Here is an 18,189-nt window from a genome sequence, read left to right as displayed (position 1 = left end):
GGTAGCCAGGTTTCGGCTTAGTATCTACCGGATGGTAACCACCACCCGCGATCGAACCCGGGACGACGCCCCGCCCGCGGAGCGCGACCGGAAGTTCTCGCCCGGTGCGTTCATCCGCCGGCCGAGCACGTGGATCGTGCTGGCGCTGACCACGTTGTCATTCCTGCAGATGCCGGGGAAGACGACGTTCGACACGAAACTCGACCTCGCCGTCGACCCGCTCGCCTTCCTCGGCCGCGCGCTGCACCTGTGGAACCCCCAAGCCACCGCGGGGGAGCTGCAGAACCAGGCGTACGGCTACCTCTTCCCGATGGGCCCGTTCTTCGCGCTGTGCCAGGCCGCGGGCGTGCCGGCCTGGATCGCGCAACGGCTGTGGGGCGCGATCCTGCTCTCGGTCGCGTTCGGCGGTGCCCTGCTGCTGGCGCGGGCGATGAAGCTCGGCACCGAACGCACGCGGCTGATCGGCGCGCTCGGGTACGCGCTCGCCCCGCGCATGCTGACCGAAATCGGTGGTCTGTCCGCGGAAATGCTGCCCGCGGTGCTGCTGCCGTGGGTGCTGGTGCCGTTGGTGCGGGCCGGCTCGACCGGCTCCCCGCGCCGCGCCGCCGGGCTGTCCGCTTTGGCCGTCCTGTGCATGGGCGGCGTCAACGGCGCGATGGTCGTGATGGCGCTGGTCCTGCCCGGGCTGTGGCTGCTGACCCGCAAGTGGACGCGGCACCACGTCGAGCTCGTCCTGTGGTGGTTCGTCTTCGTCGTCGGCGCGACGCTGTGGTGGATCCTGCCGCTGCTGCTGCTCGGCGAGTACAGCCTGCCGTTCCTGGACTACATCGAGTCCGCGACGAACACCACCGCGCCGATGTCGTTGTTCGAGGTACTGCGCGGGACGAACCAGTGGGTCGCCTACGTCGTGCAGGGCACGCCGTGGTGGCCCGGCGGCTGGTCGCTGATCGACAACCCGGTGCTGATGCTCGCCACCGGGCTCGTCGCCGGCGTCGGCCTGTTCGGGCTGACCCGGCGCGGCCTGCCGGAACGGCGGTTCCTGGTGCTCGGCGTGGTCACCGGCCTGACCCTGCTGACCATCGGGTACGTCGGCACGCTCGACAGCCCGCTGGCCGAGCAGGTCCGGCACCTGCTCGACGGGCCGCTGGCCCCGCTGCGCAACGTCCACAAGTTCGAGCCCGTGCTGCGGCTGCCGCTGATGCTGGCGTTCGTGCACGGGATTTCGAGCCCGGTAACGGCTCCGCGCCGCTTCCTGCGGCCCGCCCTCGGCCTGCTGCTGGTGCTGGTGATGGCCGCCCCGGCGTGGCTGCTCAACCTGCGGTCCGGCCCGGGCTGGAACGAGGTACCCGCCTACTGGTACGACGCGATGGGGTATGTCGCCAAGGCCGACCCGAACGCGCGGACGCTGCTGCTGCCTGCCACCGGGTTCGGCGAGTACGACTGGGGCCGCACGGTCGACGAGCCCGCGCAGGCGATCGCGCGGAGCCCGTGGGCCGTGCGCAACCAGGTGCCGCTCGGTTCCGAAGGCAACACGCGGCTGATGGACTCGGTGGACGCGGCGCTGGCGGACGGCCGCGGCGATCCCGGGCTGGCCGCGCTGCTCGCGCGGTCCGGGTACCGGTTCCTGCTGCTGCGCAACGACATCGAGCGCGAGCGGACCGCGGCGCCGCCGATCGCCACCCTGCGCGCCGGGCTGGCCGGGTCGCCGGGCATCGGCAAGGCGGCGGAGTTCGGGCCCCTCGAAGTCTACGAGGTGAAGCAGCCGGTCCCGCTCGCCACGGCGACGTCCACAAAGGACGTTCCGACGGTGAGCGGTGGCCCGGAGAACCTGCTGCCGCTGATCGACTCGGGCCAGCTCGATCCGGCGACGCCGGCGGTGCTGACCGGCGACGGCGGCTCGGCCGGCGGGCCGCGGCTGGTCACCGACGGCCTGCGCCGGGCCGAGCGGAACGTCGGCGGTGTCCGCGACAACCTCAGCCAGACGCTGACCGCCGGCGAGGCCTACCGCCAGCAGCGCGCCGCGGGCGACCTGCTGCCGTTCCCCGGGCAGGAGCACCAGACCGTGGCCGCCTACCGGGGCATCCGCGCGGTGACGGCGTCGACGGCGGCGTCCTTCGCCGACGCCTTCGGCGGCTCCGACCCCAGCCACCAGCCGTTCGCCGCGATCGACGGTGACCCGCGCACGGCGTGGCACTCGTCGTCGTTCACCGGGCCGGTCGGCCAGTGGCTCGAGGTGGAGCTGGACACGCCGCGGCTGGTGAACTCGGTGCAGCTGCAGATGGTCGACGACATCCGGGTCGGCTGGCCGCCCACCCGGATCCGGATCACCACCGACAACGGCTCGGTCGACCAGCAGGTGATCCGCGGCGCCGGGCCGCACGAGTACTCCGTCGCGGCCGGGGTCACCCGCAAGGTGCGGATCACGTTGCTGTCGCTGGTGGTCGGGCGGCAGGACGGGAACGTCGGCATCGCGGAGCTGAAGATCCCCGGCACCGAGCCGCAGCGCGCCCTGGAGGTGCCCGCGGACCTGCCCGCCGGCCCGGCGCCCGGGTTCGCGTTCACGCGCGGCGCGCAACCGCGTTACGCGTGCCTGCCGGTCGGTGACGCCGTGCGCTGTAATGCCGCGGTCGCCCGCGACGGCGAGGAACCCGACGGGATCCGGCGGCTGTTCAGCACGCCCGCCGACGAGACGTTCCTGGTCGGCGGCTCGGTGCTGCCGGCGGGCGGCGGCCGCAACCCGGTTTCGCTGCCGGGGGTCACGGTGGCGTCGACGTCGCAGCTCGGCGGCGACCCGGCGGCGGGCGGGTTCGCGGCCGTGGACGGCGACCCGGGCACGACGTGGCGTCCCGACGTCACCGACCTGCGGCCGGCGCTGACCCTCGGGTGGGCGAGCCCGCAGCGGATCTCCGGGCTGCACATCGGGGTCGCACCGTCGAGCGGCGCGCGCGTGCCCCGGCAGGTGCAGCTGGTCGGACGGTCGGCGGCGCGGACGGTGCAGCTCGACGCGGGCGGGTCCGCCTCCTTCGAGCCGCTGGACACCGACCAGCTGCAGATCGTGCTGCCGGGCGACGACGACGATCCCACGGCCCGCGCGTTCGTGGGCGTCGGCAGCCTTTCGCTGTCCGGGAGTCCCGACCTGCTGCCGGGGCCGGACCCGGCGTTCACCGTGCCGTGCGGGTCGGGGCCGAACGTCCACCTGGACGGGCTCGACTACCGGACGTCGGTGCAGGGCACGCTGTCCGACATCACCCAGCACCGGCCGCTGGCGCTGCGGATGTGCCGTGACTCCGAAGGCGGCATCGCGCTTCCCTCCGGCGGGCACGAGCTGCGGACGGACCGGTCGGACTCGTTCGTCGTCCAGGACCTCTGGCTGCGTCCGGTCCACGCCTCCGCGACGCCGCCGGGGCACCGCGCGGTGCAGGTGGGCGAGTGGGACGCGGCGTCGCGGTCGGTGAAGGTGGCGCCCGGTCCGGAGGCGGTGCTGGCGGTCCCGGAGAACGCGAACGCCGGCTGGGAAGCCACTTTGGACGGTCAGCAGCTGACGCGCACCCGGGTGGACGGCTGGCAGCAGGCGTGGATCGTCCCGGCGGGCGTGGGTGGGACGGTGTCGCTGGCGTTCGAGCCGGACGCGCACTACCGCCTGAGTCTCCTGATCGGCGCGGCGGCGGTGCTGGCCCTGCTGATCGGCGTGGCTTGGCCGGCCCACCGACGCCGCTTCACGGTCTCGGCGGGCGGTTCCTGGGTACCGGTCGTCCTGATCGGTTTGCTGGTGGCGCTGGGCGGGATGCTGCCGGTGGTGCTGCTGATCGCCTGCCTGCTGGTCCGCCAGTTCTCGGAGCGCGCACCCCGCTACCTCGCCTTCGGCGGCATGGCGGTGGCGGCGGCCGTTTCGGTGACGGGCCGCGTCCTGGGCCACGGCCAGGAGTGGGCCTACGGCCCGGTGACCCAGGCGGCCCTCCTCCTGGCGGCGGCCGCGATGGTGGCGACTTGCGTGGAGTGGTTCACCCGCAGGGACAACCCCACCGAACCGCCACCCCAGCTACCCCGCGGGTCCACATGACCAGACCCGCACCTCGCGTGATCCAGCCCGTAACTCGCGTGACTGAGCCCGTGACTCGCGTGATTGGGGCCGTAACTGGCGAGTTACGGCTCCAGTCACGCGAGATCCGGCTCCAGCCACGCGAGATCCGGCCTCAGTCACGCCAGATCCGGGCCTGGTCATGCGAGTTACGACCCCAATCACGTGAGGTGCGGGTGCGATCGCGGGAGATGCGGCGGGGAGCCGGAACTGTCGGTGGCCGCCGGTAGCGTGGAAAACGGGGGCTGCTCAGGCCGGTTTGCGGGGCCGGAGCTCCAGGACCGCGCCGGCCAGGGCCAACGCGCCCGCGGTGCAGGCGGCCGCGGTGACCACCTGGGTTGCCGAGCCGTGCAGCCAGGTCGTGATCAGCACCGTCTCCGTCGCCACCGCCGCCCACATCAGGACCGTCACGCGGCGGTCGCCGTCCGCCAGGCGGGCGTACAGCAGGATCTGGACCAGCGCCAGCATCGAGCCCGCCAGCGCGAACGGCCACACCGGCATCGTGCTGCCCGCGTACCGCGCGCCGCCGATCAACGTCAGCAGTGACGGGCCCAGCACCAGCGACACCACCAGCACCACCGCGTCGAGGCAGCCGCACACCAGAAGAGCCACCGGCAGGACCCGGCGGCGGCCCGAACCGTGAGCGAACCGGGGGAGGACCAGCACCCCGACCGCCTGCGGCAGCCAGTACGCGATCTTCGTGACGATCGCCCCCAGCGCGTACTCGCCCGCGGACCCGGCGGGCAGCGTGTGGCGGGCCAGCACCAGGTCCAGGTTCACCAGCAGCACCAGCGCCAGCATCGCCTGGGCCGTATGGAGTACTTCGCCGCCGTGGCGGTCGGCCCAGCGGGGACGCGGGCGGCCGCAGATCTGCCAGCCCGCCAGGACCACCAGCAGCGAACCGATCGCCGTCCCGGTCAGCGCCCCGGCGGTCGAGTGCGTGACGACCAGGCCCACCAGGGAACCGCCGACCTTGCCGGCGCCCTCCAGCGCGATCAGGCCGGCCAGCGTGGCGAACCGGTGGCTGCCCTGCAGCAGCCCGTGGAACAGCCCCAGCAGCGTCAACGGCCCGAGCGCGGCCGTCACCAGCAGGGCCGGCGTCAGCGAGCCCAGGTGCAGCAGGAGGACCAGCAACGGGCTGAGCGTCAACGCCGCCGTCGCGACGATCCCGCTCGTCACCAGGCCGAGCGCGAACAAGGAACCCGGTGACAGCGACGGCGACCGCGCCACCCGCAGCGCCACGACCGTCTGCAGGCTCATCGCCGGGACGACGCCGATCACCAGCACCGCGAGCAGCGAGCTCAGCTCCCCGAACGCGCCGGGCACGAGGATCCGCGCCGCGGCCAGGCTCAGCACGTAGCTGGCCGCGTTGTTGCCCGCGAGCGCGAGGGAGACGAGGATCGCCGCGACCCGGTTGCCGGTCCGGGCCGGGACTTCGGTGTCTACGCTCAACGGGGGACTCCCATTACTGGCGAGTAATGACCAGGGACCTTAACCGCGCGGGCAACGGAAAGGAAGGGCAGTGGACGCACCGGGCAGGCGGTTCGCACTTCCCGTGCTGTCCGCCGTACTGGCCTTCGCCGTCTGCGCGCCGCTGCTGGGCCGCGGGTTCGTCCTGAGCTACGACATGGTTTTCGCGCCGCGCCAGTACTTCGTGCCGGACGCCTTCGGGCTCGGAAGCACCCTGCCGCGGTCCGTCCCCGCCGACGCCGCCGTCGCGCTCGCCACCACCGTGCTGCCCGGCGACGTCGTCCAGAAAATCGTCCTGCTCCTGGCCGTCTTCTTCGCCGCACTGGGCGCCGGGCGGCTCGTCCCCACCGAACACACCGGCACCCGGCTCGTCGCCGCGACGGCGTACGCCTGGACGCCGTACGTCGCGGAGCGGCTGTTCATCGGCCACTGGCCGTTGCTGCTGACGTACGCGTGCCTCCCGTGGATCGCCGGGGCCGGGCTCGCGGTGCGCAGGCACGAACCGAACGCCCTGCCGAAGCTGGTGATCGCGTGCGCCCCGGCCGTCCTGACGCCGCCGGGCGGGGTGCTGGCCGCCGCCGTCATGGTCGTGGCCGCCGGGTCGCGGCGGCTCTGGCCGACGCTCGCCATCGCCGTCGCGCTGAACCTGCCGTGGCTGCTGCCGACGCTCCTCGACGCCGGTGGCACGTACTCCGACCCGGCCGGCGTCGCGGCGTTCAGCGCCCGCGCCGAAAGCTGGGGGCCAGCGCTGCTCAGCGTGCTCGGGCTGGGGGGCATCTGGAACGCCGAAACGGTGCCCGGCAGCCGGGCCATGCCGCTGATCCCGGTGCTGACGCTCGTCGTCGTCGCGATCGCGGCCGCCGGGCTCGGCCCGCTCGCGAAGAGGTGGGGGAAGGCGCCGGCGTGGTCCCTGTCCGCCCTCGGCCTCGCCGGCGTCCTGCTGGCGTCGCTGGCGACCCTGCCGGGCGGGGACGCGCTGCTGGCCGCGGCGACGCGGCACGTGCCCGGCGCCGGACTGCTGCGGGACGCCCAGAAGTGGGTCGCCTGGTGGGCGTTGCCGCTCGCGCTGGGGTTCGCGCTGGCCGTCGAAGCCGCGGCGGCGAAACTGCGGACCTCCCGTGGCCGCGTCGCGCTGGTGGCCGCGGCGGCCGCCTTCCCGCTGCTCACCATGCCGGACCTGGCGTGGGCCGGCTGGGGCCGGCTCGGCACCGCACAGTACCCGGACGACTGGCGGGTGGTGTCCGAAGTGCTCGGTGCCGACGACCGGCCGGGCGACGTGCTGACGTTGCCGCTCTCGGCGTTCCGCGGGTTCGCCTGGAACGACGGCCGCACGCAGCTCGACCCGGCGCCGCGTGCCCTGCCGAAACCCGTGCTGATGGACGACACCCTGATCGTCGGCACCGAGCGCGTCGCCGGCGAAGACCCGCGGATCGGGGACGTCCGCGCCGCGACGTCCGCGCGGGAGCTCACCGCCGAGGGCATCGGCTGGATCCTCGTCGAACACGGGACGCCCGGTGACGTCGACTCGCGGTTGCTCGCCGACGCGACGCCGGCGTGGTCCGGGGCCTGGCTGACGCTCTACCGGACGCCCGGTGTGCCCGGGGTGAAAGGGATTTCGTGGGCGCCCGCCGTCGTGGCGAACGGAGTAGCGCTGACGTTGCTGTGCGTCGCACTGTTGTGCCGCATGTTACCGATGCGTACATTGGGCCGCGGCAGGAACTCCCCGCCGCGGAAGGAGTGACACGTGGGCACGGTCATCGGCGTCATCGCCGCCATCATCATCGGGGGCGGCACGGCGACCGGAGCGGGGTTCGCGCTCATCAGCAGCGCCGACCCGGACAGCTCCGCCCAGGTGCAGGAGAAGCTGAACGCGCAGGTGAAGTACAACCCTGCCGACCACCCGAACAAGATCTACGGGGACCGCTGACGCGTGACCCGGCTCGCCTCCGACCACGCCCACCGCGTCGTCGGGCTCTACGGCGACCCCACCGTTTCCTGGAGCATCCTCCTCGAAGCGGATCTCGCCGCGGCCGCACCCGAACCGGAAAAGCTCCGCACCCGGCTGGCCGCCGCGATCCAGCAGTACCCGCACCTCGGTGTGCTGCCCGAAATCGAGGTGACGGCCGACCTGCCCGCCGTCCGCGACCGCTTCGCTTCGGTGCCCTACGAACGCGCCGAGCCGCTCGTCCGCGTCGCCGTCTGCACCGGCGAACCCACCTTGCTCGTCGCCGCCCACCACGGCGCCCTCGACGGCCTCGGTCTGCTGTCCCTGCTGGGCATCCTCCTCGACGTCCCGGTTTCCTCGGGGGCGCGCGGGATCGGCGAACGCCCCGGTGGCAGGTCCTTTGCTCTTTCGGCCCTTCAGCGGCTCGCTGAGGCGCTTTTCGCGCCTCCGGGCCGGATTACCCCAGACCGTGCCGCGGCGGCCGCCGGAGACGTCTTCGCCGCCCACCACGAGCCGCGGTTGCGCTGGGGAGCCGCGGGGTTCGTCGCGGCCGCCGTCCGCGCCACGGAACGCTGGAACCGCGCGCACGGCAAGCGAACCGCTCGCGTGGTGGCGGCGGTGGGTGCGTCGCGACGGTCCGGAGCGGCGCCGGAACCGGTGCACGACAGCGCGTTCTTCCGGCTGCGGCTCGGCCCGGACGCGGACGTCGCCGCGGTCCTCGCCGGGCAACCTCCGGAGCCGGACTTCCCCGCCCGCAGCAGCAGGCTCGCTCGCCTGGGCACCCGGCTGCTGGCGAGCAGGCTCGGCTCGACGTTCCTGGTGTCGAACCTCGGCGTGGTGTCCACTGGGGACACCGTGCGCTCACTCGCGTTCTACCCGGCCGCGAGCGGGCGCTCCGGAGTGGCCTTCGGCGCGGCCACGACCGGCGGCACCACCACCGTGACGGTGCGCGCCCGCCGTAAGGACTTCGACGCGCCCGCCGCCACGCGGCTGCTGGACGAGTTCCGCGACGCGGTCCGCGACCAGGCCGCGCGGCCATGACGTGAACGACTCTTTCCTGTCATCGGACGACAGGAAAGAGTCGTTCACGACATCACGGGCCGCTGCGCGACGCGGTGCGGGGTCAGGACCCGGGGGCGGGGTGCGGGACGGCCGGAGACGTCGCGGACCAGCGACTCGAACTGGCAGGCGCTTGAGTCCCAGCTGTACTGGCCGGCACGCTCGGCGCCGGCCAGGCCCATCTCCGTGCGGGCCGGCGCGTCGGCGAGCAGGCCGTCGACGCGGGCGGTGAAATCCTCGAAATCCTCCGCCAGCAAGCCGGTGTGACCCTCCACGATGGACTCGGCGACGCCGCCGGCGGCGCGGTAGGCGACCGACGGCACGCCGTGCGCCGCGGCCTCCATGATGACGATGCCCCAGCCCTCCTTGACCGACGGGCACAGGTGCACCCACGACCGCGCGAGGATCTCGTGCTTGGCCTGCTCGTCGACCCAGCCGTGCAGGACGACCCGGTCCGCGACGCCGCGCTCGGCCGCGTGCGCGCGCAGCACCTCGTCCCACGGTCCCTGGCCGACGACCTCCAGCCGCAGGGACGGCCAGCGCCCCGCCAGCCGCGCAACGACGTCGATGGCGTGCTCGATCCGCTTGTGCGGCACCAGCCTGCTCACCGCGACCAGGGTGGGTTCGGGGTCCCGGCCGGAGGTGCACGGCGGCGGTGCGTCGAGGCCGTTCGGCACCACGGTGACGCGCTCGCCGCCGATGCCGAGCCCGGCCAGCTCGGCCTTGGTGACCTCGGAAACCGTGACGTAGCGGCACTTGCGGAACAGCCGCGGCGCCAGCCACGACTCGATCCACCAGCCGACCCGGCCCAGCGTCTCGCCGAGCGCGCTGATCCACTGTTCCTTGTGGACGTGGTGCACGAGCACCAGCACCGGGCAGCCGGCGACCAGCCGCGCGAAGAACGGCATGCCGTTCTGCACGTCCACCACGAGGTCCGCGCGGGCCCGCCGGATCGCGCGCAGGGCGTGCGTGTAGACGCCGAACTTGTTGCCCCGCCGCCGGTAGCGGACGCCGTCGCGCCACTCGCCCGCGGTCGCGCCGGCGTAGGCGGCGCACTGGATCTCGACTCGGTACCCCGCTCTCGCGAGCCCTTCGGCCATCCGCTCGACGTACCGCTCCGACCCGCCGCCTTCGGGGTGGCCGGTGTCGCGCCAGTTGACGAGGAGCACACGAGGACGTTCCATCGGGTTATCCAAACTCCTGCGACGATGCTAGGTTACTGGTGCGTACACCCTAGATGAACGTATTCGGGAAAGCGACGGTTCAATGGTAGGTAATCCTGTTATCGTCGCGACGGCGCAGCCGCATCGAGCCACGTTCCGCCGTTCCGTGACGCTGTTCCGGACGTTCCTCACCGAACAGACGGACCCGGACGGCTTCTATTCCGCGCTGGCCGCCGACTCCGTCCGGCAATTGGCGTCGCACGCTCCGTTGTCGGGCCGCACGGTGCTCGACGTCGGCGGGGGTCCCGGCTATTTCTCGGACGCCTTCCGCGCGGCCGGCGCGGTGTACCTCGGCCTCGACCCGGACGTCGGCGAACTGTCCGCGCGGGGCGAGCCCGGCGAGAACATGATCCGTGCCAGCGGCACGGAACTGCCGGTGCGCAGCGGTTCCGTCGACGTCTGCTACTCGTCGAACGTGCTCGAACACGTGTCGGAGCCGTGGGTCATGCTCGACGAGATGTGCCGGGTGACCAAACCCGGTGGCACGGTCTTCGCCTCGTTCACGCCGTGGTATTCGCCGTGGGGCGGCCACGAGACGGCGCCGTGGCACTTCCTCGGCGGCGACTACGCCAGGCAGCGCTATCTCCGCAAACTCGGAAAGCAGCCCAAGAACAAATTCGGGGAAAGCCTGTTCCCGGTTTCGGTCGGCGCCGCGCTCCGCTGGGCGAAGGCGACGCCGCTCGCCGATCTGGTGGCCGGTTATCCGCGGTATCACCCGAGCTGGGCGATGTGGATCGTGCGGGTTCCCGGCCTGCGGGAAATAGCGTCCTGGAATTTGGTCCTGGTCCTGCGCAGGCGGTGACAACCGGGGCTTCGCCCCGGGCCGGGGGCTCCGCCACCCGGAACCCCCGAAACGCGGCTGTGACAACCGGGGGCTCCGCCATCCGGAGCCCCCGAAAGAAAGTCAGGTGCGGGCGAAATCCACCTGGCGTCGCTGCCTCGGCGCCGGTGGTGCGGCCGGACGGCGGCGGAACAGCAGGAAGAGTGCGACGAGGATCAGCACCCCGCCGCCGATGCCGAGCCACAGCGGACCGGTGCTCGACAGGAACTCCAGCTTGCCCTTGTTCTCGTCGACCTGGTCGACCATCTGCGCGATCGTCGTGCCGTTGTAGGCGAGCGTCCCGTCGAACACGACGGTCGTGTTCGAGCCCGCCCGCAGTTCCTGGTGCTGCTGTTGCTGCTGCTTCACCTCGATCCCGGTGACCGGCTCCACCCACATCGTGTTGACGCCGCGGTAGTAGAGGTCGGCCGTGACGGTCGACTCCGCCGAGCCGATGAGCGAGCCGGGGACCTTCTTCGAGTCGAGCTTCGTGTCGGGGATGTTCTGGACGAACTTGTAGGTCTCGATCCCGTTGACCGTCTCGGTGCCGGTGTACTTGGCGGTGACGGCGGCGCCGGTGCTGTCGTCGTAGACCTTGTAGTCCTTCTGCTCGGTGTCGAACGGGAACTTGAAGTTCAAGCCGGGCTGGGCCTTCTCGACGTTCTTCTCGTCCGGCGTCTCGCCGTCCTTGTTGGCCTTGTCCTTCAGTTCGACGACGTAGCTGCTCTTGGCGTCGCACTTCGGGTCCGTCGCGCCGTTCGGCTCGTAGCCTTCGGCGGTGCGCCGGTTGAAGCAGACCTGCCGCTTGCTCCCGGCGACCACGACGTCGTCGGCGTCGTCCTTGACCTTCACCGCCAGCAGCCAGACCGCGTAGTCGGTGTCCTTGCGCATCTCCGGCGCGGCGAAGTTCGCCTGCACGTGGCCGGTCGCGGTCAGTTTCGCGTTCTCGCGGATCTTGGTGACCGGGCCGGACCCGTCGTTGGTCACGGCGAGGACCTTGCTCGCGGTGCCTTCGAGCACCGACGTCGAATCCTGGTCGAGCGGCACCTTGGCGAGCTTCGGGTAGACGCAGGTCGGCAGCACCACTGCCCCGGCGACCGCGAAAACCCCCAGCGCCAGCAAGATCAGGCCGAAAGCTCGTCGCAACGGTCCTCCTGGGTTGTACTACTCCATACACGCAAATTACCCGGCGGTAATCAGTGCGCAGATAGTGGCCCGCGCCACGTCGCGCGTCAAAGTGTGACTCGCGGTCACAGACACCCGGTGCGACCGGAAGGCCGCATGGGCACGGCCGTTCGGACCAATCGACCAAACATGTTTGTTCCCGGGCACAACGGGCGCGGGCCCACCATCGGACGATCCACCCATCCGCCGCGCCGGAGGAGCAAAGGAGAAACTCGCTGTTGTCGCAGGACCCTTCCCTGGTCGCCATCGCGGCGACCGCGCGCTGGCGGGCCCGGATCGTGGCGGCCGCCGCGAGCGCGGGCATCACTCTCGCCGATCCCCTCGCGGGCGTGCCCGGCATCCGGGTACTGACCTGCGCCCGGGGTGACCTCGGGGCGATCGTGCCGCGGCTCGCCCGCGACGGCGAGCCGTCCCGCCCGGCGATCGGCGCCCACTCCGACTCCATCGCCGACCGCGAGCTGCGCGACGCCGTCGCGGACGTGGCCGTGCTGCTTTCCTTGCACGGCAATATCGTGCTCGACCTCGACGCGGGCGGGCGCCGGCGCCCGCCCGAGCGGCCGGACGTCGTCGTCTCGGCAGGCTCGAGCCGTCCTCAGTGGACGGAACCGGCGGTCACGCTCCCGGTGGGCACGGACCGGCGCGGGGGTCCGCTCACGGTGGCGCTCACCGCCGGCCCCGGCTTCGAAAGCGCCCTGCTGGAACTGGCCCGCCTCGTCGAAGCGGACGCCGCCTAGCTTCGGCCGGTGACGGCGGTGACGCGCCGCCGACCTGGCCTAGTCTTCGTCTTCCGTCTCGACCCATTCGAGCAGGTCGCCGGGCTGGCAGCCGAGCACCCGGCACATGGCTTCCAGGGTGCTGAAGCGTACGGCCTTGGCGCGCCCGTTCTTCAGCACGGCGATGTTGGCGGGCGTGAGCCCGACCTTCTCGGCGAACTCCCCGACGCTCATCTTGCGCTTGGCCAGTTCGACGTCGATGCGCACGACGATCGGCATCAGATGACCGCTTCCATGTCGGAGCGCAGCGCGGTGGCCTGCCGCAGCAGGGCGCGCATGACCAGCATCAGCAGCTCGATCACGGTGATCCCGACGGTCACCAGGAACAGCACCATCGGCATCCCGGGGTCGTCCGCGTTGAAGACGACGAAGATCAGCATGAAGGCGAAAACCAGCCACGCGGCGCCCACGGCCCAGACGATCACGTCGACCCACTTCAGGGACACCGGAGTGAAGATCCGGTCCTTCTTGACCAGCGTCAGCAGCTTCCAGGTCGCGACGAGGATCACCTGCACGCACAGCACGAGGAACACCGCGATGATGGTCAGCGGCCAGCGCAGTGGCGCGTCGTGCGGGTTCTGCTGCGTCTGGTAGGCGATCCCGCCCGGCAGGGAGAGCGTCTGGAAGACGAGGAGGACGCCGAAGAGCACGACGAGGAAGATTCTGAGTGCGGCGACGGCCCACTTCTCGGTAACCATGCGTCGACTATCGCCGCTGATCTATCGAAAGTCAATCGGTAGCTGTCGATCTACGATGGCTCCGGGTCGAGCCGCACCGATTCGAGCGCGACGTACAGCTCGCCGATGTCGACCGGGTCGGTGAGGTCCCGCTTGGTCAGCTCCTGCACGCGGCGCAGCCGGTAGCGGACGGTGTTGGGGTGCACGAACAGCCGGTCCGCGGCCTCCTTCGCCGAGCCGTGGCCGGCGTACCACGCGAGCAGCGTGTCCAGCAGGACCTTGCGTTCGGCGCCCGGCAGGGCGAGCAGGCCGGCCAGCGCGGACCGCACGACGTCGCGGGCCATCCCCGGCGCGGCGGCGACCAGCGTCGTCACCGGCGAGTCGCCGAACACCACGACACCAGCCGTCCCCGACGGCAGCGAGCGGCGGGCGATCCGGGCGCGGTGCAGGGCGTCCGGCACGTCGGGGAAGCCGGCGAACGGCCTGCTCATCCCGGCGGCCACCGGCAGGGAACCGAGCACTTCGCGCAACCGCCGGACGTCCTCGATCCGGTCGATCGCGACCAGCCCCGCCTCGCCGCCGGGCCGCCACGCCGACCGCCAGCGGCGCGCCCGCAGCAGCGCCTCGACGGAGTCGTGCTCGTCCGGTTCGATGCGTTCGGTGACCACGGCGACGAACATGCCCGCGGTCGGCAGGCCCAGCTCGCGCGCGGCGGCTTCCATGTCCGCCTGGCTGACGAGCCGGCCGCGCAGCAGGTCGTCGAGCAGCCGCGCGTTGGCGTGCGACGGTTCCGCCGCGACCTCCTCGTACGCCGTGGTCAGCGCGTCCGAGTAGAGGTCGATCGCCTTCCAGACGTAGGAGTTGATCTGGATCGTCCGGGTGGGATTGAGGAACTCCGGGCCGGCGAGTTCGAGGAGGGCTTCGTTGACGAAGGTGCCGCCGATGCGGAACGCGCGCAGCACGGCCGGCAGCGGGATGCCCTGGCGTGCCTGGACGAGCCCGGTCTTGCGGGCGGCGTCGATGGCGAGGCCGTGGCCTTCGGCGACCGCGGTCAGCGCGCGTTCGAGGTTCGCCCGGCAGACCTGCCGCAGCTCGCCCGGCGCCACGCGCTCGACCTGACGGTAGAATTCGTCCTGCTCGCCGAGAAGCCGGGCGAGACGGTCGGCGAACTCCGGCAGCCTGGCCAGCATCTCGCGCACGAGCTGGCGGTGCTCGCGAGGTACCGGCGTGGCCAGAGCTTCGATGCCCATTCCTCACTTTAGCTCGGGTGCCCGGCCGCGAACACGCACGAACTTGAGCAAAATTCACGTCTGTCGCGGCGATCGTCTCACGAAGGCCGGCGTGCGGCCAGGTACAGCTGATCCTCCGGCCGGACGGCGGGGTGGCTCGACTCGTACCGCACCAGCTCCCGGTAGCCGACCGCCAGGCCGGCGTCCTCCAGCCGCGCGACGAACGTCCCGGCCGGGTAGCTGCTCGACCGGATCGGGTGCCCGAGGAAGCTCGTCTCGACCCCGTCGGCGTCCACCGCCACCGTGCCGAGCACGAACCAGCCGCCGGGCACGAGCCACGTGGCCACCTTCGCCACCACGGCGTCGATCTCGGCCCGGGTCATCTGCAGGAGGGAGAAGAACGCGGTGACCACGTCCCGGCTCCCGGCCGGCTGGGTGAGGGTGCGCAGGTCGGCCTGCTCGAACCGCGCGGCCGGGACCTGGGCCCGCGCGATCTCGACCATCTTCGCCGAGACGTCGTACCCGGTGACGTCGTGCCCGGCGGCGGCCAGGGTCTCCGCGACCGGGCGGCCGGTGCCCGAGCCGAGATCGGCGATCGTGGCGCCCGGCGAGAGGCGGCCGAGCAGCCACTCCAGCACGGCCTGCCGGCCGTGCTGGTCGGGGAAGGCCGTTTCGTAGTCCTTGCCGATCGCGTCGAACACCTCGGCGGCGGTTTCGGTCATGTGCCGAACCCTGCCAGAAACCGGAGCCGCTAGGGTGCCGCCGTGGCTGGTTTGCGGGGTGTCTTCGCCGGGTTCGGCAAGAGCAGGGCGTTCGCCGTGCTCGGGCGGGCGCTGGTGCCCGCCGATCGGGTGCTGCTGCGGGTCAGCGGTGGCCGGGTCGGGGTCGGGGCCGTCGTCGGGTTGCGGACGCTGCTGCTCACCACCGTGGGGCGTCGCAGCGGTGAGCCCCGGCAGGTGCCGCTGCTGTACGTCGAACGCGGTGGCGGGTACGTCGTGATCGGCTCGAACTGGGGCGGCGAGGCCCACCCGGCCTGGTCGGCGAACCTGCTGGCGCACGCGAAAGCGACCGTCGCGATCGGCGGCCGGACCTTCGACGTCACCGGGCGGCTGCTGACCGGGGACGAGCGGCGGGAGATGTGGGACGCCGTCGCCGCGTACTGGCCGGCCTACGACCGCTACGCCGTGCGGGCCGAGCACCGCGAAATCCGCGTCTTCCTGCTGGAACCCGTCAGTCGATGAGGTCGGTGTGCCGGATCCGGTACACCTGCAGCCGCAGGTTGTAGTACTTGTCCGTCTCGCCGACCCACCGCATGCCGAGCCGCTTGGCCACCGCGATCGCGCGGGTGTTGTTCGGCCGCGCCACGGCGAACAGCTCCTCGGTGTCCTGAGTGAACGCCCACTCGATCAGCGCCGTCGCCGCCTCCGACGCGTAGCCCTTTCCCCAGGCGCCGGGGGCGAGCTGCCAGCTCAGCTCGAGGTCCTCTTCGAACGGTGGCAGCAGCCGGATGCCGAGGCCGCCGAGCACGGCGCCGTCCTCCTTGCGCTGCACGGCCCACCGGCCGCGCGGCGGCGGCAGGTTCGGCTGCGCCTCCTGCCAGGCGTGCAGCACCGCGCGCATCGCGGCGACGTCGCCGACGCGGTCCATCGCCGGGGTCAGCCAGTGCGTGACGTCCTCCGCGCCGTAGATCGCGAACGCGGCTTCGGCGTCGTCCACCGTCCAGTCCCGGATCACGAGCCGGTCGGTGCTCAGCGGAGTCTCCATACCAGACGCTACGTCCGGAAGTCCTTGATTGTTCCCGGGACGGCCTAGAGTCGGCCCGTGGACGAGATACGCGCGCTGCTGGCCCGCGCCGCCGAGCTGGCCGCGGACCACCGCGAGAGCCTGGCGGACCGGCCGGTCGCCCGTGCCGTCGACCCGGACGTCCTGCGCGCCGGCTTCGGCGGCCCGCTCCCGCAAGCGCCGAGCCCACCGTCCGAAGTGCTCGAAGAGCGCTTTTCGGGGGTCCGGGTGGCGAAGCCCCCGGCCCGAGGCGAAGCCTCGGTTGTCACAGCTCGCCCGCGCCGCCGAGCCGGGACTGGTCGCCACGGCCGGGCCGCGGTTCTTCGGTTTCGTCGTCGGCGGCGCGCTCCCGGCCGCCACTGCCGCTGATGTTCTGGCCGCGGGCTGGGACCAGAACGGGTTCAACGCCGTCCTCTCACCCGCCGCGGCAGCCGCCGAAGACGTCGCCGGTGCCTGGCTGAAGGAACTGCTCGGCCTCCCCGCCACGGCGTCCGTGGGGTTCGTCACCGGTGGCCAGGCGGCGAACACCACCGGGCTCGCCGCGGCCCGGCACCACGTGCTGGCCGAAGCCGGCTGGGACGTCGAACGCGACGGGCTGACCGGCGCCCCGCGCGTCCGCGTCGTCGCGAGCGAAGAACGGCACGCGACCATCGACCGCTCGCTGCGCCTGCTCGGCTTCGGCACCCGGGCCGTCGAGCCGGTGGCCGCCGGGCCGCAGGGCGCGATCGACGTGGCCGACCTCGGACGGGTCCTCGCCGCCGGGAGCGGACCGGCGATCGTCTGCCTGCAGGCGGGGAACGTGAACACCGGCGCGTGCGACGACCTGCGTGCCGCCCGCGAAGCCGCGGGCGACGCCTGGATCCACGTCGACGGCGCTTTCGGGTTGTGGGCTGCGGCCAACCCGGCCACGGCCGCGCTGCTCGACGGCGTCGAGCTGGCCGACTCCTGGGCCTGCGACGGGCACAAGTGGCTGAACGTCCCGTACGACTCGGGGTTCGTCTTCTGCGCCCGCCCGGAGGTCCACGCCGCGGCGATCGCCTACCGCGCGGCCTACCTGACCGGGGCCGGCGAAGTGTCCGGCATGGGCGACCTGACGCTGGAGTCGTCGCGCCGCGCCCGCGGTTTCGCGGTCTGGGCGGCGTTGCGCGAGCTGGGCCGCGACGGCGTCGCCGAGCTCGTCGACCGCTGCTGCCGGCTGGCGCGCCGCTTCGCGCAGGCCCTCGCCGACGGTGGCGCCGAAATCGGCAACGACGTCGTCCTCAACCAGGTCCTGGTCTCCTTCGGCGACGACACCGACGCGATCATCCGGAAAGTCCAGGACGACGGCACCTGCTGGCTGGGCGCCACCACCTGGCGCGGCCGCCGCTACCTGCGGATTTCGGTGTCCGGCTGGGCGACGACGGAGGCCGACGTCGACCGCTCGGCCGCGGCGATCCTCCGCCTGCGGAGTCAGTGACCTTCGCGCACCGAGAGCGAATCGGTCCGCCAGGCGATTTCCTTCTCGCCGCCCGTCGGCCAGCTCGACGAAAGTCTTCGCCGGACACTGCCCAGCGCGCCCAGCTCGGCGAGGTCGACACGGGAGCCCTGCGCGGCCAGCGATGAAACCTCGGCGGTGGTGAGCGGGACGAAGTCGAAGTACTGCGCGTCGTCGCCGCCGGCCTGGTCGACGAACTCGGTGAAGATCGCGGCGAACGACTGGCCGCATTCCAGGCAGCGGCGCAGCGAGACGCTGAAATGGGATCGCTCCACCAGGCGATGGGTCTTGCGCAGCCGGGTCGTGCAGAACGCCAGCGCGGTCAGGGCGTCTTCGCCGGAGCAGCGGGCGCAGCCGAACTCGGTCATCGAGCGATCATTGCACGTCCGTGAATCCGCGTCCGGCTGGGGGACCATCGGGAAATCCGTTGACCGTACTGATTTGACTCTGGTTCGCAGTGGTCTGGACCTGTTA

The 18,189-nt window shown here is 72.2% G+C and carries 17 protein-coding genes; 8 read left to right on the top strand and 9 right to left on the bottom strand.

The annotated features are described in order from the left end of the window. Window positions 1-31: 31 nt before the first annotated feature. Entirely contained in the window at window positions 32-4,060 is a 4,029-nt protein-coding gene (locus tag A3CE_RS0114305) for an alpha-(1->3)-arabinofuranosyltransferase domain-containing protein (RefSeq protein ID WP_020640777.1), read from the top strand. A 267-nt stretch (window positions 4,061-4,327) separates the two neighbouring features. Here the strand turns inward: A3CE_RS0114305 and A3CE_RS0114300 are convergent, their stop codons facing one another. Continuing rightward, the gene (locus A3CE_RS0114300; protein WP_020640776.1) at window positions 4,328-5,530 is read right to left on the bottom strand and encodes a lipopolysaccharide biosynthesis protein; all 1,203 of its coding nucleotides are present in this window, start codon (window positions 5,528-5,530) and stop codon (window positions 4,328-4,330) included. Window positions 5,531-5,600: 70 nt separating this feature from the next. Between A3CE_RS0114300 and A3CE_RS0114295 the strand changes: the two genes are divergently transcribed. Genes A3CE_RS0114295 through A3CE_RS0114285 form a run of 3 tightly spaced genes read left to right on the top strand, consistent with a single transcriptional unit; the run spans window position 5,601 to window position 8,534 of the window. Beyond that, window positions 5,601-7,289 carry an MmpA family trehalose lipid delivery protein gene (locus A3CE_RS0114295; protein WP_020640775.1) on the top strand — a complete coding sequence of 563 codons (1,689 nt, stop codon included), beginning with the start codon at window positions 5,601-5,603 and terminating at the stop codon, window positions 7,287-7,289. Between the two features lie 3 nt (window positions 7,290-7,292). Continuing rightward, the gene (locus A3CE_RS0114290; protein WP_020640774.1) at window positions 7,293-7,475 is read left to right on the top strand and encodes a hypothetical protein; all 183 of its coding nucleotides are present in this window, start codon (window positions 7,293-7,295) and stop codon (window positions 7,473-7,475) included. 3 nt (window positions 7,476-7,478) lie between these two features. Beyond that, complete coding sequence (locus A3CE_RS0114285) at window positions 7,479-8,534, top strand: hypothetical protein (RefSeq protein ID WP_020640773.1); 1,056 nt, start codon at window positions 7,479-7,481, stop codon at window positions 8,532-8,534. A gap of 44 nt (window positions 8,535-8,578) precedes the next feature. Here the strand turns inward: A3CE_RS0114285 and A3CE_RS0114280 are convergent, their stop codons facing one another. Further along, window positions 8,579-9,721: a glycosyltransferase family 4 protein gene (locus A3CE_RS0114280; protein WP_020640772.1), complete on the bottom strand. Its 1,143-nt coding sequence runs from the start codon at window positions 9,719-9,721 to the stop codon at window positions 8,579-8,581. A 160-nt stretch (window positions 9,722-9,881) separates the two neighbouring features. Here A3CE_RS0114280 and A3CE_RS0114275 point away from each other — a divergent pair, with 160 nt between their 5' ends. Beyond that, window positions 9,882-10,577 carry a class I SAM-dependent methyltransferase gene (locus A3CE_RS0114275; protein WP_020640771.1) on the top strand — a complete coding sequence of 232 codons (696 nt, stop codon included), beginning with the start codon at window positions 9,882-9,884 and terminating at the stop codon, window positions 10,575-10,577. Between the two features lie 102 nt (window positions 10,578-10,679). Here A3CE_RS0114275 and pgfA read toward each other — a convergent pair whose 3' ends face one another. Next, complete coding sequence (pgfA, locus tag A3CE_RS0114270; RefSeq protein WP_020640770.1) at window positions 10,680-11,741, bottom strand: cell envelope lipid trafficking protein PgfA; 1,062 nt, start codon at window positions 11,739-11,741, stop codon at window positions 10,680-10,682. 257 nt (window positions 11,742-11,998) lie between these two features. Here pgfA and A3CE_RS0114265 point away from each other — a divergent pair, with 257 nt between their 5' ends. Next, entirely contained in the window at window positions 11,999-12,514 is a 516-nt protein-coding gene (locus A3CE_RS0114265; protein WP_020640769.1) for a hypothetical protein, read from the top strand. A gap of 39 nt (window positions 12,515-12,553) precedes the next feature. Here A3CE_RS0114265 and A3CE_RS0114260 read toward each other — a convergent pair whose 3' ends face one another. The 4 genes from A3CE_RS0114260 to A3CE_RS0114245 form a co-directional block, all read right to left on the bottom strand. Beyond that, window positions 12,554-12,772, bottom strand: a complete 219-nt coding sequence (locus A3CE_RS0114260; protein WP_020640768.1) for a helix-turn-helix domain-containing protein — start codon at window positions 12,770-12,772, stop codon at window positions 12,554-12,556. Further along, window positions 12,772-13,251, bottom strand: coding sequence for a DUF2975 domain-containing protein (locus A3CE_RS0114255; protein WP_020640767.1), 480 nt, complete (start codon window positions 13,249-13,251; stop codon window positions 12,772-12,774). Before A3CE_RS0114255 ends, A3CE_RS0114260 begins: the two co-directional genes overlap by 1 nt. 50 nt (window positions 13,252-13,301) lie before the next feature. Further along, window positions 13,302-14,480 (bottom strand): PucR family transcriptional regulator, encoded by a 1,179-nt coding sequence (locus A3CE_RS0114250; protein WP_020640766.1) that lies wholly within the window; start codon window positions 14,478-14,480, stop codon window positions 13,302-13,304. Window positions 14,481-14,557: 77 nt separating this feature from the next. Further along, window positions 14,558-15,181: a class I SAM-dependent DNA methyltransferase gene (locus A3CE_RS0114245; protein ID WP_020640765.1), complete on the bottom strand. Its 624-nt coding sequence runs from the start codon at window positions 15,179-15,181 to the stop codon at window positions 14,558-14,560. A 51-nt stretch (window positions 15,182-15,232) separates the two neighbouring features. On the opposite strand from A3CE_RS0114245, the gene A3CE_RS0114240 reads away from it, so the two are divergent. Beyond that, window positions 15,233-15,700: a nitroreductase family deazaflavin-dependent oxidoreductase gene (locus A3CE_RS0114240; protein WP_020640764.1), complete on the top strand. Its 468-nt coding sequence runs from the start codon at window positions 15,233-15,235 to the stop codon at window positions 15,698-15,700. Here the strand turns inward: A3CE_RS0114240 and A3CE_RS0114235 are convergent. Further along, window positions 15,690-16,223 carry a GNAT family N-acetyltransferase gene (locus tag A3CE_RS0114235; RefSeq protein WP_020640763.1) on the bottom strand — a complete coding sequence of 178 codons (534 nt, stop codon included), beginning with the start codon at window positions 16,221-16,223 and terminating at the stop codon, window positions 15,690-15,692. The two genes, A3CE_RS0114240 and A3CE_RS0114235, sit on opposite strands and share 11 nt — an antisense overlap. A 142-nt stretch (window positions 16,224-16,365) precedes the next feature. Between A3CE_RS0114235 and A3CE_RS51105 the strand changes: the two genes are divergently transcribed. After that, window positions 16,366-17,697: a pyridoxal phosphate-dependent decarboxylase family protein gene (locus A3CE_RS51105; protein ID WP_425387539.1), complete on the top strand. Its 1,332-nt coding sequence runs from the start codon at window positions 16,366-16,368 to the stop codon at window positions 17,695-17,697. On the opposite strand, the gene A3CE_RS0114225 is transcribed toward A3CE_RS51105, so the two are convergent. Beyond that, window positions 17,691-18,083 carry a hypothetical protein gene (locus A3CE_RS0114225; RefSeq protein ID WP_020640761.1) on the bottom strand — a complete coding sequence of 131 codons (393 nt, stop codon included), beginning with the start codon at window positions 18,081-18,083 and terminating at the stop codon, window positions 17,691-17,693. The genes A3CE_RS51105 and A3CE_RS0114225 overlap by 7 nt on opposite strands. Between the last annotated feature and the right edge of the window lie 106 nt (window positions 18,084-18,189).

This window comes from Amycolatopsis balhimycina FH 1894, from assembly GCF_000384295.1.
GTDB classification, from domain to species: domain Bacteria; phylum Actinomycetota; class Actinomycetes; order Mycobacteriales; family Pseudonocardiaceae; genus Amycolatopsis; species Amycolatopsis balhimycina.
Note: the sequence above shows the minus strand (reverse complement) of the source record. Positions and strands in the feature narration are given on the sequence as shown.

What these genes read in the sequence shown, in the direction of transcription:
- A3CE_RS0114245 (WP_020640765.1), bottom strand. Translation starts at nt 15,181, where the DNA reads ATGACCGAAACCGCCGCCGAGGTGTTCGACGCGATCGGCAAGGACTAC.
- A3CE_RS0114260 (WP_020640768.1), bottom strand. Translation starts at nt 12,772, where the DNA reads ATGCCGATCGTCGTGCGCATCGACGTCGAACTGGCCAAGCGCAAGATG.
- A3CE_RS0114225 (WP_020640761.1), bottom strand. Translation starts at nt 18,083, where the DNA reads ATGACCGAGTTCGGCTGCGCCCGCTGCTCCGGCGAAGACGCCCTGACC.
- A3CE_RS0114235 (WP_020640763.1), bottom strand. Translation starts at nt 16,223, where the DNA reads ATGGAGACTCCGCTGAGCACCGACCGGCTCGTGATCCGGGACTGGACG.
- A3CE_RS0114305 (WP_020640777.1), top strand. Translation starts at nt 32, where the DNA reads ATGGTAACCACCACCCGCGATCGAACCCGGGACGACGCCCCGCCCGCG.
- A3CE_RS0114255 (WP_020640767.1), bottom strand. Translation starts at nt 13,251, where the DNA reads ATGGTTACCGAGAAGTGGGCCGTCGCCGCACTCAGAATCTTCCTCGTC.
- A3CE_RS0114250 (WP_020640766.1), bottom strand. Translation starts at nt 14,480, where the DNA reads ATGGGCATCGAAGCTCTGGCCACGCCGGTACCTCGCGAGCACCGCCAG.